This is a genomic window from Methanobrevibacter sp. (assembly GCF_036307625.1).
Lineage (GTDB): Archaea > Methanobacteriota > Methanobacteria > Methanobacteriales > Methanobacteriaceae > Methanocatella.
The window spans coordinates 14,379-27,922 of sequence record NZ_JAXJXF010000030.1 but is presented as its reverse complement, the minus strand read 5'-3'; the positions used below and the strand labels follow the sequence as shown (position 1 = coordinate 27,922).

Sequence of the window (13,544 nt, the reverse complement as noted above, 5' to 3'; positions counted from 1 at the left end):
GGAATGGGAACAAGATTAGGTGAATTAACTCAAAATAATCCAAAATCATTAATAAAATTATCAAATAACGAAACTATTTTATCAAGAGCCATTAAAATCCTTTCTAATTTTGATATTGATGAATTTATCATCACAACAGGATACTTAAATGAAATTTTAATCAAATATTGTGAAGAAAACTTCCCAAATATCCCATTCACTTTCGTTCACAACCCCATTTATGATAAAACCAACTACATAAAGTCTCTAGATTTTATTGATAATTTAGACGATGATATTATTTTACTTCATGGAGATTTAGTTTTTGAATTGAAAACAGCTGCAAATATAATAAACTCTGATGAATCTTGTGTGGTAATAGATACCACTATTGAAATTCCAAAAAATGATTTTAAAGCAAAAATTGAAAACAATCAAATAAAATATATTGGAGTTGACTACTTCAAAGATGATGCTGTTGCATGCCAACCATTCTACAAATTAAAATCCAAGGACTGGCAAGCTTGGAAAATAAACATTAATAATTACTGCAATAACAACCAGACAAGTGTTTATGCAGAAAATGCTCTAAACGAAATTACAGACAAAGTAATAATCAAACCTTTAGACTTAAAAGGATTATTATGTAGGGAAGTAGACAATATAGATGATTTAAAAAAAGTTAAGGAGATTTTAAAATGAAAACAGTTTATATTGCAATAAGTGCAGATATATTACATCACGGACACATTAATCTAATCAAAAAAGCGAATGAATATGGAAAATTAATAGTTGGAGTACTTACAGATGAAGCAGTAGCAACCTATAAAAGATTTCCAGTTATTGGATTTAAAGAAAGAAAATTCATTATAGAAAATATCAGTGGAGTATCTGAAGTTGTTCCTCAAAATACTCTTGATTATACAGATAATCTTAAAAAATATAAACCAGATTATGTTTTCCATGGTGATGACTGGAAAGAAGGTGTTCAAAGCAAAATCAGAACTAATGTTATCCAGACATTAAAAGAGTGGGGCGGCCAATTAATAGAAATCCCATACACAGAAGATATTAGTGTGGATAAAATTAATGATTTAATTAAAAAAACCGATTCTATTCCAGATATTAGGCGATCTAAACTAAAAAAATTAATATCCCTTAAACCAATTGTCAGAACAATCGAAGCTCATAATGGTTTATCTGCACTCGTTGTTGAGAACGCCAAAGTTGAAAAAGATGAACAAATTAACAGTTTTGATGCCATCTGGGTTTCAAGTCTTACTGATTCAACTGCTAAGGGAAAACCCGACATTGAATTGGTAGATATGACCTCAAGAATAAACACCATAAACGAAATTATGGAAGTTTCTACTAAACCCATTATTTTAGATGGAGATTCTGGAGGTCTTTTAGAACATTTTGTTTTTAATATTAAAACCATTGAGAGAATGGGAATTTCTGCAATCATCATTGAAGATAAAGTAGGATTAAAGAAAAATTCACTTTTCGGTACTGAAGTTAAACAAACTCAAGATTCAATAGAAAACTTCTGTGAAAAGATTAGTGCAGGTAAAAAAGCATTATTAACTGAAGAATTCATGATTATTGCAAGAATTGAAAGTTTGATTTTAAAACAAGGAATGGATGATGCAATAAAAAGAGCTAAAGCTTACATCAAAGCAGGTGCTGATGGAATCATGATTCACTCAAGGGAATCCAAACCTGATGAAATTTTTGAGTTTTGCGATAAGTTCAACGAATTTGCACCAAATATACCTTTAGTTGTTGTTCCAACTTCATTTAATCAAGTTTATGAAGAAGAATTTGCTAAAAAAGGCGTTAATATTGTTATTTATGCTAATCACTTAATTAGAAGTTCCTATCCTGCAATGGTTAAAACTGCAAATATGATTTTGGAAAATGAAAGATGTAAGGAAGCAGATGATAAATGCTTATCAATTAAGGAGATTTTAACATTAATTCCAGATGAGTGATTATATGATAGATGTTAAAGATTTTATCAATTATTTAAAAGAAAATAATATCAATTTCTTTTGTGGCGTTCCGGACTCACAATTAAGTTCTTTTTGTGATTACATTGAAGAAAATGAGAACAATGTCATTGCTACTAATGAAGGTAATGCTGTCGCAATAGCTTCAGGCTATCATCTAACCACTAATAATTTTCCTATTGTTTACCTTCAAAATTCAGGATTAGGAAATATTGTGAATCCAGTAACTTCATTAACCCATCAAAAAGTTTATTCAATTCCAATAATTTATGTTATTGGATGGAGAGGTCAACCAGGCATTCATGATGAGCCTCAACACAAAAAACAAGGTGAAATTACCTTAGATTTACTTGAACTCTTAGATATTTCATATATCATAATTAATAAAGATTCAACATTTGACTATTTGAAAAATACTTTCAAAAATGAGTTTTTAGATAAACTAAATGCCGGTGAAAGTGTTGCTGTTGTCGTATCAAAAGGTGCTTTTGAAGAGTATAACATTCCAAAATCCAATGCAAACACATTAACAAGGGAAAAAGCAATCCAAATAGTAAGTGATTATTTAACTCCAAATGATATGATTGTTTCCACTACTGGTAAATCATCAAGGGAATTATTCGAATATAGGGAAGCAAAAAGTCAAGGCCATGGAAACGACTTTTTGACAGTGGGGTCTATGGGTCACTCATCAAGTATTGCTTTAGGAATTGCTATAAACAATCCATCAAAAAAGATTTTTTGTTTTGACGGCGACGGTGCTGTATTGATGCATATGGGAGCATTAGCTTTAATTGGTTCCAAATCCCCAAAAAACTTCCACCATGTAATGTTTAATAATTCTGCCCATGAAAGTGTTGGTGGGCTTCCAACAATAATGGTAGACATTAACATCAAAGAATTGGTAACTTCATGCGGGTATGAAAAAGTATTTAATGCAAGAAATCTTGAAGAACTGAATGAAGTTTTACCAAAATTCATAGAATCAAAAGGCCCCGTATTTTTAAATATTGATGTTGATATTTCATCAAGAACCAATCTTGGAAGACCAACTACCACACCAATTGAAAATAAAAACGATTTTATGAAAAAATTGAAAGGTGAATAAATATGGATTGGGTTTATAATGTACCAATAAAATTTCATGAGTATGATTTAAATGAAATGAAAAGAAGACTTAATGAATTCAGTGGAAATATTTTATTTATTGCATCTAAAAGAGTTATTAATACTTTTAGTTTTGAAGTCAGTAATTTTCAAGTTTTAAATGAAAGTATTTCTAATCCAGATGTTCATACAGTACAAGATATTTTAAACCAAATCAAAAAACCAGATTTAATTATTGCAATTGGTGGTGGAAGTTCAATTGATCTTGCCAAAGCAATATCTTCATTATATGAATACAAAAACAATGATATTTTAGATTTACTTAAAAATAAAAATTATTTAGATAACACCAATTCCATTCCATTTATTGCTGTTCCAACAACTGCTGGAACTGGTTCTGAATGTACAAAATGGGCAACAATATGGGACTTTGATAATAATAAAAAATATTCTATCGATGCTGATTATTTATATCCAAATGAATCTTGGTTAGTTCCCAAATTAACCTCTACAATGGATGAAAATTTGACCTTAGCAACTGGCCTTGATGCTCTTGCTCATGCAATGGAATCGTATTGGTCTGTTCCATCAAATAAATATACTCGAGTTCTTGCAAGAGATTCTATTAGAATTATTAAAAAGTATTTGCCATTAGTTTTAAGTGATTTAGATAATTTAGAATATCGCCAAGAAATGTTGATGGGATCATTTTTTGCAGGTCTTGCCTTTTCAAATACACGTACCACCGCATCACATTCAATTTCATATCCTTTAACAATGATGTTTGGCATTAATCATGGTTTTGCAGCTGCATTAACATTGTTTGAAGTTTTAAAAAGAAATTGGAATTATATTGCAGAAAAAGATTTGTTTTTAGATGCTTGGGATGCCAAAAACTTAGAAGATATTAAAAAATGGTTTGATGAAGTATCCAACAATAGATTGAAATTGTCCAATTTTGGTGTAAATAAAGAAGATATTCCAAATATTGTTAAACTAGCAACAACCAGTGGAAGGATGGATAATAATCCCATAATATTTACTGAAGAAGAAATTGAAGATATTTTAAATAGTATTTATTAAAATAATATTATAGATTTTTAAAAAAAGAGATTCACATAAATTCATATTATTTCAAATTCTATAAATCCTCCCATAGATTATTACCATATTTTTCAGAACGTTATCCACAAATTTGACTTAAATTAATATATAAACCCAACGCATAGTTCTATCAAAAATATACAAGATTTTAAATTTTTAATAATCAATACATATTATAGGCTATTTTGTTTATAATAAAAATTAGTTTAGATTTAAAATATGTTATTTAATAAATGTTAGGCATTATTTCTTTCAAAACATAGAATCTTGCAAACAACATTGAACTATCTAAACCAAATATTAATTAAAATAATTGGGGTGAGTGACATGAACATGCTTATTGAGCACTTGTTGAATTAAATCATATTTTTCCAAGATATCTTTATCAAAGGTTATGAAATAAACTGTTTTATTTAGAAAAAGCTGCAAACAAAAAGATTCATCGAGTAATTTTGCATCAGGATTATGAATCTTAATTGAGTTAAGTTTATCAATTTTATTTGCACTGTCAATGACTGTAATGCACCAATATCTATTTAAAATTCTTGCTAGTTTATTTAAACTTTTCCTGGAAGTTGATTTTATTATATTGGACAAATCCGTTTCATCTTGCCTTAATAGCAAATCATTAATTTCAGTTTCATGCATTCTAAAAAATTCAGAAACCAAATTAACAAACCTGTCTCGTTTCATATTCTCAGGACATTCATTATCTCCATATTGGCCTATAAAATTATTTTTGATAATACTGTGATGTTTTTGTGCATTTAATGGATTAATGTTATTGTCAAATGAATATACTTTTATAAAATCAACTAATTTTAAAGAAATTCTTCTGATACTTTCTATTTTTCTTTCTGATTCCAAACAAACAGTATTACTAATGTGCCTGTGATAATTTTTTGACAAGTAAGATTTACTTTCTTCAAAACTATTATCATTTGGTAGAACCATTGCCAGTAAAATATTGGTATCTAAAAAATGTAAATTATCCAATCTATCCCCTCAAATATCCGCCAATAGTTGCATTAACCATTTTACTTTCAGCAGGAGTATAATCGGTTTTTGGTAATTTATCCAAATGAACAAGATTTTTTGTTTCATTTATTGTGATTGATAATTCTTTCAAACTACCTAAATAGTCCCTATTCCATGATGCTTCCTTATAATTATAGTAGTCATCCTTATATTCAACCCTGACGCCTTTAGCGAATGTTTTCCAGAGATCTTTAATTGGATCTCTTAAGAGATTCCAACAGGAACAGAAGTTATTTTCCTCATTGATGAAATCCAAATTTGTAAGGAATTTGGAAAAGACATCATTGTATTGTGCATAATATGAATCGCATGGCAATTTTGCTTCGCATCTAAACATGTTTTTAATGAATTCCTCATTATCAAACTGTTCAGGGGACCTTGAATTGTGTGCAATGTCAAAAATCTTAAATTTGAATGGATACATTATATCAAATGGAGCATATTCTTTGTATATATCTTTTTTGATATTTTTATAGAATTTTTGACTGTTTTTAAGCAAGCCATTTGTAATAGAATCTATTTCAGGATATTTTGAAATGAAATCCCCATTATCAAATTCATTCAGGCATCCATTTTTTAAAATTACTTGACCGAAGGAGCTATATTCGTATTTATCATGGAAAAAGATGAATGAATCATGGATTGGTTGTGAAAAAGGACCATAAAAATACCAGTAGTAAGGAAGTTGAGAGTATAATTCATGATCTTTTCCTAAAACTTCTCTAATCTTAAATATTAACTTAATCATTAAAGTTTTAGAAATGCCCATATTTCTAACTTTCAATTCATATAACAGATATTTCATTAAGTTATCAATAGATGAAACATCAGAAACTTCCATAAACATTTAACCCCCTCCTTAATTTAATATTTTTTTTAATATTATTTAAATTTTGATTAATGCAATTATGCATATATTATTAGTAACTACAATATAACGCTTTTCAGAGAGCATTTGAAAAGTATTCACGATAAATCCATGTAATATTACAAATTCAAAGCAATTTTACAAACACGAAGTAATTTTTAGATGAAATTATTGGCATACATTTTGTATAAAAACATTCGTGAACTAATCTGAAACTAAATTATTATATAAATATTTGATTTTGAATGCTATTGCATATTTAAAGATTTTATAGTATATTTTTCCATATATAACAAATGTGTTAATATGAACTGCTGGAAAAATAATTTCAATGAAAAAACATTAAAACAAGGACTTAAATACAAAAACAATATTGAAAATATTAGCTATGACGGATACACTTTCAAAGCAGACATTAAATCAAAAAATGAGTTCAATGTCGAACTTATTTTACAGGACAACTTACTATTTGACATGTCCTGCAGTTGCTCTAAAAAATCATCATGTGCTCATGAGGCAGGAGTGCTGTATTTTCTGGAGGAGTTTCCTGAGATACTGGAAGATTTCACAGATGACAGTGAACATGAAAAAATTTCAGACATTGACATCAGCAATGAGATAAAAATAATATCCGAATCAAAACTTAAGAAATTCCTCAAAAAAGAATTTAAAAAAGACCCAAAACTCAAATACAACTTCATCAAGCAATTCAGCACAGAATCTTTGATTGATTCTAAAGCCTATGAAAGAAAACTTAAACGGATTTTGAGAAATGGGGGAAAGGAATTCGGATACTACAAACTCCACAATATGAGAACTCCCCTTAAGAATTTCATCAAAAAAGACATCTGCACTTTAATTGAACAAAAGGAATACAGATTAGCCTACAGACTACTGAACGATATAATGAACTTATTCATAGACCAGATTTATTGGGATGATGATGCATGGTATGATATAGCATACTATTATAGGGAATATATTTATTTTTTATTTGAAAACGGCGAATTCAGCAATGCTGAAAAATCATATGTTGAAAGAAATATGAGCATAATTAATGGTATCGTATTATAATGAAACAATATCCAATATGCATTCACTTCCAAATCAGGTAAGATTGTTCTTACTCCGCAATATTAACTTTAAAGCAAAGAAAAACTATTTATAATTCCAAAAACAGAACATAATTAACTTAACATTAAATGTGATGATTGAAATGGCTTCAAGACCAATCACAAAAACATGGTGGGGAGAAAAATGGCTGGATGCCCTTAAGGGAGTGGATTACGCCAACCGTATCGGCCGTGGTAAAACCTATGCAAACACAGGCAGGGTTTATGACATCATAATCAACGACAAATTTGCCCTGGCCAAAGTCAAAGGAAATTATCAGAGCTTCTATAATGTCAGCGTTGAGTTCAAGCAGTTCAGCCAAAGTGAAAAAAAACACCATTATCAAAACAATCTATGAAAATCCCACAGTAATGTCTGCCCTTTTAAACTGCAAGCTTCTCCAAGAAGTCTATGACCTTTTGAAAAGCCAAAAAGTCAACGTTTTTCCAACTTCACACAGGGATTTGAACACTGACTGCAACTGCCCGGATTACGCTACAATCTGCAAGCACATTGCCGGATTGGTCTATATGATTGCATTGGAAATTGATAAAGATCCATTTCTTATTTTTAAGCTCAGAGGCCTTGATTTGCTTGACTCATTAAACCTGGAAATTGAGCCAACAAGCGTCAAGGACATTTCAGAGCTTTTTGAAAACTCAGACAACCCAGAGAATTCGCAGCTGGACTTTTCCAAAATCCCCGACCTGCACGCACAGATATTTCAGCTTCTGGATGAAAATCCTGTCTTTTATGCGAAGGATTTCAGAGGAATTTTGGACAGCGCCTACAAATCAATGGCCCGGTTCGCCAAAAGCCGATGCGAAAATTACACCCGCCGGGGACCTGAAACTTATGAGGAATATGGAGAAGTTGATTATGAGTTTGATAACTTTAAAGGCGAGGAAGACGAATACGATGACTGGCTTGAGGAAATATTTCTTAAGCGCTGGGGCATGCCCAACCAATGGGATGATTTCAAGCTAAACATCAACAACAACTATGAGATTTCCAAAATCACAACAGAGAAGACCTGCCCCATCACTGATGAATCTTTGCTTTTTGGATTTTTCACAGAACTTGGCGAAAGCAACATCAACAAATTCAACGAGGACATCAGATTCCTTAATATGGTCTATCAGTTCAGTTTAGAGCTGATTAAAAAGCATGCTCATATTCCAGAACTATTCAAATCAGGCAAAACATATCACATCAGATGGATTCCGGCAATATTCGATAGGGAAATCTCCAAAATCATAGATGCCTTGACTGGACAATGCCCTGATGAATTAATTACATTTAAAAACTCCGAAATCTCAAGAAAAGACCAGATTATCACGGCGACAAGCCTGTTTGTGAAGGGATTTTTCGAAAAATACCTGAGTCATGGCACGTCACAGACAATCCGAAAAAACTACGAGGAAGATGTCTTCAGATTATTTTTTATAAAGCCGCAAAAGTTCAAGAAATCCCCAACAACCCCTGAAGCAATCAGTCAATGGTTAAGCAGGTTTCAAATGAGTTCAAGAGATTATGACTTGTATCTTCTTGTTGAAGAGACCGTCAAGGGATTTAATGTGGGCATCTGCGTCAATGACGAGATGGAAAACATTTATGATGCAATCGGAAAAACCAATAATCCACTGTTAAAGACAAATCTTCTTAAGGACACATACATCATCAATGAAATCTATCCGAAATTCAACGAAACCCTCAGCTTAAATGAAAATCTCGAGCTGAATTTAGATGACTTCACGAATTTCTTTTTGAATACTTTGCCTTTGTTTGAAGTAATGGGGCTTAAAATTATTCTGCCGAAAAGCCTGCAGAAAATCTTCAAACCAAAGCTCAAACTTGACATCACTTCACAAAACGAGCAGTCTTACATTACATTCAATGACCTTACCTGCTTCAACTGGAAAGTTGCAATCGGAAATACGAGCTGTTCACCTGAAGAATTTAAAAGGCTTGCCGAAAAATCAAGAGGCCTTGTCAAGATTGCCAATGAATATGTAATGCTTGATGAACGGGATGTCAAGTCCCTGATAAAGCAAATTGACAGGCTGCCTGAAAAGCTGAATCGCCATGACATTACAAAAGCAGTGCTGAGTGGAGAGATTATGGAAGATGATGTTGAAGTGGATGGGGAGTTTGACAAGCTTATAGAAAGCATCACACAATTCGATGATGTCAATGTTCCACAAAACATTACCGCCAAGTTGAGGGACTATCAGAAAAGAGGATTTTCCTGGCTTGTTCAAAACATCAGGACAGGCTTTGGAAGCATACTGGCCGATGACATGGGTCTTGGAAAAACCCTGCAGGTTTTAACAGCCGTCCAGTACTTCAAGCAGGAAGGTTACCTTGAAAAGGAACATGTATTGGTCATTGCCCCGACAAGCCTGCTTACGAACTGGCAGGAGGAAATCAGAAAATTCACACCGGATTTGACTTCATACATTTTCCACGGAAGCAGCAGAAGATTCACCAAGAAGAAATATGACATTTATCTGACATCATATGGAGTCCTAAGAAGCGACCTTGCAAAGTTCAAAAGGCATAAATGGTTCCTATGCATTATCGATGAAGCGCAAAACATCAAAAATCCAGGAACAAAACAGACAAAAGCGGTCAAGTCCATAAAGGCAAAGCATAAAATTGCAATGTCCGGTACTCCCGTTGAAAACAGATTATCCGAATACTGGAGCATATTTGACTTTACAAACAAAGGATATCTAACAAGCCTCAAGAAGTTCAGGCAAAATTACATTGTCCCAATTGAAAAGGAGAAAAATCAGGACACTTTAAATAACTTCAGACAAATCACACAGCCATTTATCCTAAGGCGTCTTAAAAGCGACAAGAACATCATCAAGGATTTGCCGGATAAAATCGTCAATGATATCTACTGCAATTTAACCAAAGAGCAGGTTGCGCTTTACAAGGAAACCCTTGACTCGTCAATGGCGGAAGTTGAGGCAAATGAAGGAATTAAAAGAAGAGGGCTGGTTTTGAAATTGATAAATTCATTAAAGCAAATCTGCAATCATCCTTCCCAGTTTACAAAAAGCACATCACAGGACATCACTGAATCCGGGAAAACGGAAGTCTTGATGTACATCTTGGAAAATATCCTTCAAGCCAATGAAAAAGTCCTTATTTTTACCCAATACGTTAAAATGGGCGAGATTATTAAAAAACTGGTTGAAGACAAGTTCGGCGAAGAGGTGCTATTCCTGCATGGATCCCTAAGCCGTTCAAAAAGAGATGAACTTATTAAGAAATTCCAAAATAACCCTCAAAATAGGATTTTCATCATTTCCCTAAAGGCCGGCGGAACCGGACTGAACCTGACTGCCGCTCAAAACGTAATACATTATGATTTGTGGTGGAATCCGGCAGTTGAAAACCAGGCCACAGACAGGGCATACAGAATCGGACAAAAGGAAAATGTAATGGTTTACAGATTCATCACCAAAGGCACATTTGAAGAAAAAATCAACGAAATGATTCATGATAAAGAGGAACTGGCCCAATTGACCGTAGGAAACGGAGAGACATTCATTACCGAGATGAACACCAAAGATTTAAAAAACATGCTGAAATTAAGAAAATAGCAGAGACCCTGTTTAAATAGTATCCAAATTTTTAAATACAACATGCGAGTTATTACTCTTATGAACAGAAAACTTTTGATTGCAACAATTGCAGTCGTGATAATTATTGTAGGAGCATTTGCACTTTCAAACAATACATCATCACAAATAGGAAATTCTGTCAATATCGATGCAAATGCACTAAAAGATATGGGAAATATTGTAGTAAACGATAGCAAAGATTCAAAGGAAAAAGGATTGGTTTCTGCCAGTTCAAGTGATTTGAATTCTATTTTAGTAACAAATAATGGTAAATTAACTATAAAAGATTCATTGGTTAACAAAACCGGTGATACTGCAACTTCAGGAGATGATGCTGACTTTTATGGTGTCAACTCCGCTATTTTAGTCAACACCAACGGAACATTGGACATTTCAAATGTTGAAATAAATACAAATTCAAAAGGTTCAAACGGCATTTTTGTAACCAATTCCGAAGCTTCAAGCAGCACCTCCCCACAGGGAGGGTCTTCTGAAGGATCACAACCCTCAAAAGCAGTCAGTGAAAATTCATCCCCGAGCGGCGATGGAGGACAACCTCCAGAAGCAACCGGAAATGGTGGCGACAACTCACAGGGTGGAGGCGGAGGACAACCTCCAGAAATGCCATCAGGTGAAGGTGGACAGAATTCTGGAAACAGTGGCGGAGATCCGTCAGGTGCAAGTGATGTGAGCGGAAATACACAAGCAACCATCAAAAACGTTAAAATCACAACACACTCAGACAAGTCAAGAGGTCTTGATGCAACCTACAAAGGCAAAATCAACGCTGAAAACATTATCATCAATACCGACGGGCAAAGCTGTGCTGCTCTTGCAACCGACAGGGGCGAAGGTGAAGTGCACGTCAAAAACTCTGAAATCAATACAGGCGTCAGCAAAACCAGCGGCAGAGGATCACCTTTAATATATTCAACCGGAAATATTACCATTGAAAATACCAAAGGAACATCCTACGTATCTCAAATTGCATGTATCGAAGGTAAAAATTCCATTGGAGTGACAAACTCCGATTTGACAGGCTACAGTGAAGGTAACAGAAAAGACGGCGACAACTATGTGGATTTGGGCGGAATATTCATATACCAAAGTATGAGCGGAGACGCTGATGTCGGAACATCACTTTTCACAGCAAAAGACTCAAAACTCACAATCCCTCAGGAATCATCAGTCTACAAGGAAGCTCCGATGTTTCATGTAACCAACACAGCATGCGTAATCGATTTGAAAAATACCGAATTCAGCTTTGGAAGCGGAACATTTTTAGAAATTTCAAGCCAAAACCAATGGGGAACTACAGGCTCCAACGGAGGAAATGCTGAGTTAAAAACAGACAGTGAAAAAATAGACGGAAACGTTATTGTCGACAACATCAGTTCCCTCAACTGGACCATGAAAAATACCGAATTCAAAGGTGCTATCAACTCAACCGGAAACACTACCGTCAATGTTGCTGACGGATCAACCTGGACACTGACCGGTGACAGTTCACTATCTTCTCTAGCAGTATCCGGAAAAATTGACTACGGCAGCTACAAGCTAACCGTCAACGGAAAGACCTACGACAGTTCAAACCCATTTAAAGGATAGGAAAGATTGATTTCTTTCCTAATTTTAATTTTTAAAAAAATAAGCCATGGAAAGTTATTTTGACAATGTTTGGTTTACAAATGAAATGCTAACATCAGCAATTCTTGCAATATCTTTAACACTATAACCTTCTTTACTTAAATTAATGACTAAATTTTCATCTTTTGATTCTAATTCAGATTCAAATTTTTCTTTTTCTTTCTTAACTGCTTCTTGTGCCACTCTTTGAGCATAATCTTCTACTATTTTCATGTTTCCACCAACCAAATTTGAAATTTTAATGTTTAGCAGTTCATCATCTACAAATTTATCACACAACATTAAAATTACTCCCTTAGCAAATTGTTCCATATCAACATTCAAGTTAGGAATATCAGTTATTGTTTCTGCTGAGTTTAGTATATTCTGATTAATTGATTCATCAGAGTCCATGAAACAAAGTAAAGTTAACAAGAGTAATTCCTTTTTGGACAATACAACTTTATTTTTTATTTTTATCTTAATGATATTTAAAAATTTATTGCTGTCATAATTTTTGAGTGAATGAACATATATTGGAAATCTAGATTCTGGATTTATCTTATAACATTTAGTTTTTTCCACCTCCATAGTACTTAAAACATGCAATTCAATGTTTTTATGAGTTGAATTTTTTAAATAATCAAATAATGCCGTGTAAAATCTAAATCTTTTCTTATCATTTATATCCACATAATTACTTTGAAATTCAAGTATTATTATTTTGTCTTCAAGCTCAAACACCAAATCGGGCTTGTACATTTTCGGATCCAATATACTATATTCAGTTTGAGGAATTTCTATTATTTTCCCTTTGATATTTAAGATTTCAATGAATTCCTGACCATATTGTTGACCATCATTTTTAAAAATTACATCTTCATGAAATTTCATACCAACACCTCCTTTAACTATTGATTATCATTAAATTTAAAATTAAATGAATATAAATCTTTTTATATTGATTTAAAGCAATATTAATATCTATAAATAAAAAAACAAAGTATTGGCAATTTTATTAAAAAAATAGGAATAAAAAAAATAAAAAACCATTAATTC

General features: G+C 32.7%; 11 protein-coding genes. 8 read left to right on the top strand and 3 right to left on the bottom strand.

The window, feature by feature from the left end; translation table 11 throughout:
* The 4 genes from UIB65_RS01715 to UIB65_RS01700 form a co-directional block, all read left to right on the top strand.
* The coding region (locus UIB65_RS01715) for a sugar phosphate nucleotidyltransferase (RefSeq protein WP_330039423.1) at positions 1-681 on the top strand (681 nt) is incomplete at its 5' end.
* A complete protein-coding gene (gene aepX, locus UIB65_RS01710; protein WP_330039422.1) occupies positions 678-1,973 on the top strand; it encodes a phosphoenolpyruvate mutase in 1,296 nt (431 codons plus the stop codon). The genes UIB65_RS01715 and aepX, both read left to right, overlap by 4 nt.
* Positions 1,974-1,977: 4 nt before the next feature.
* Positions 1,978-3,099: a phosphonopyruvate decarboxylase gene (gene aepY, locus UIB65_RS01705; RefSeq protein ID WP_330039421.1), complete on the top strand. Its 1,122-nt coding sequence runs from the start codon at positions 1,978-1,980 to the stop codon at positions 3,097-3,099.
* Positions 3,100-3,101: 2 nt separating this feature from the next.
* On the top strand, positions 3,102-4,181 hold the full coding sequence (locus UIB65_RS01700; RefSeq protein WP_330039420.1) for a phosphonoacetaldehyde reductase: 1,080 nt from the start codon (positions 3,102-3,104) through the stop codon (positions 4,179-4,181).
* 321 nt (positions 4,182-4,502) lie between these two features.
* Here the strand turns inward: UIB65_RS01700 and UIB65_RS01695 are convergent, their stop codons facing one another.
* Both UIB65_RS01695 and UIB65_RS01690 read right to left on the bottom strand, forming a co-directional pair.
* Positions 4,503-5,198: a hypothetical protein gene (locus UIB65_RS01695; protein WP_330039419.1), complete on the bottom strand. Its 696-nt coding sequence runs from the start codon at positions 5,196-5,198 to the stop codon at positions 4,503-4,505.
* Between the two features lies 1 nt (position 5,199).
* Complete coding sequence (locus UIB65_RS01690; protein ID WP_330039418.1) at positions 5,200-6,087, bottom strand: hypothetical protein; 888 nt, start codon at positions 6,085-6,087, stop codon at positions 5,200-5,202.
* 327 nt (positions 6,088-6,414) lie between these two features.
* Here UIB65_RS01690 and UIB65_RS01685 point away from each other — a divergent pair, with 327 nt between their 5' ends.
* The 4 genes from UIB65_RS01685 (at position 6,415) to UIB65_RS01670 (ending at position 12,467) form a co-directional block, all read left to right on the top strand.
* Complete coding sequence (locus UIB65_RS01685; protein ID WP_330039417.1) at positions 6,415-7,182, top strand: hypothetical protein; 768 nt, start codon at positions 6,415-6,417, stop codon at positions 7,180-7,182.
* A gap of 133 nt (positions 7,183-7,315) precedes the next feature.
* Complete coding sequence (locus UIB65_RS01680) at positions 7,316-7,579, top strand: hypothetical protein (RefSeq protein WP_330039416.1); 264 nt, start codon at positions 7,316-7,318, stop codon at positions 7,577-7,579.
* The gene (locus UIB65_RS01675) at positions 7,512-10,838 is read left to right on the top strand and encodes a DEAD/DEAH box helicase (RefSeq protein WP_330039415.1); all 3,327 of its coding nucleotides are present in this window, start codon (positions 7,512-7,514) and stop codon (positions 10,836-10,838) included. The genes UIB65_RS01680 and UIB65_RS01675 overlap by 68 nt, the downstream gene beginning before the upstream one ends.
* 60 nt (positions 10,839-10,898) lie before the next feature.
* Complete coding sequence (locus tag UIB65_RS01670; protein WP_330039414.1) at positions 10,899-12,467, top strand: hypothetical protein; 1,569 nt, start codon at positions 10,899-10,901, stop codon at positions 12,465-12,467.
* 54 nt (positions 12,468-12,521) lie between these two features.
* Here the strand turns inward: UIB65_RS01670 and UIB65_RS01665 are convergent, their stop codons facing one another.
* Positions 12,522-13,379 carry a hypothetical protein gene (locus tag UIB65_RS01665; protein WP_330039413.1) on the bottom strand — a complete coding sequence of 286 codons (858 nt, stop codon included), beginning with the start codon at positions 13,377-13,379 and terminating at the stop codon, positions 12,522-12,524.
* Positions 13,380-13,544 lie beyond the last annotated feature (165 nt).

Bases quoted from the DNA above. Each gene is read 5' to 3' on its own strand.
- UIB65_RS01685 (WP_330039417.1), top strand. From the start codon at position 6,415: ATGAACTGCTGGAAAAATAATTTCAATGAAAAAACATTAAAACAAGGA.
- UIB65_RS01690 (WP_330039418.1), bottom strand. From the start codon at position 6,087: ATGTTTATGGAAGTTTCTGATGTTTCATCTATTGATAACTTAATGAAA.
- aepX (WP_330039422.1), top strand. From the start codon at position 678: ATGAAAACAGTTTATATTGCAATAAGTGCAGATATATTACATCACGGA.
- UIB65_RS01680 (WP_330039416.1), top strand. From the start codon at position 7,316: ATGATTGAAATGGCTTCAAGACCAATCACAAAAACATGGTGGGGAGAA.
- UIB65_RS01670 (WP_330039414.1), top strand. From the start codon at position 10,899: ATGAACAGAAAACTTTTGATTGCAACAATTGCAGTCGTGATAATTATT.
- UIB65_RS01700 (WP_330039420.1), top strand. From the start codon at position 3,102: ATGGATTGGGTTTATAATGTACCAATAAAATTTCATGAGTATGATTTA.
- aepY (WP_330039421.1), top strand. From the start codon at position 1,978: ATGATAGATGTTAAAGATTTTATCAATTATTTAAAAGAAAATAATATC.
- UIB65_RS01665 (WP_330039413.1), bottom strand. From the start codon at position 13,379: ATGAAATTTCATGAAGATGTAATTTTTAAAAATGATGGTCAACAATAT.
- UIB65_RS01675 (WP_330039415.1), top strand. From the start codon at position 7,512: ATGTCAGCGTTGAGTTCAAGCAGTTCAGCCAAAGTGAAAAAAAACACC.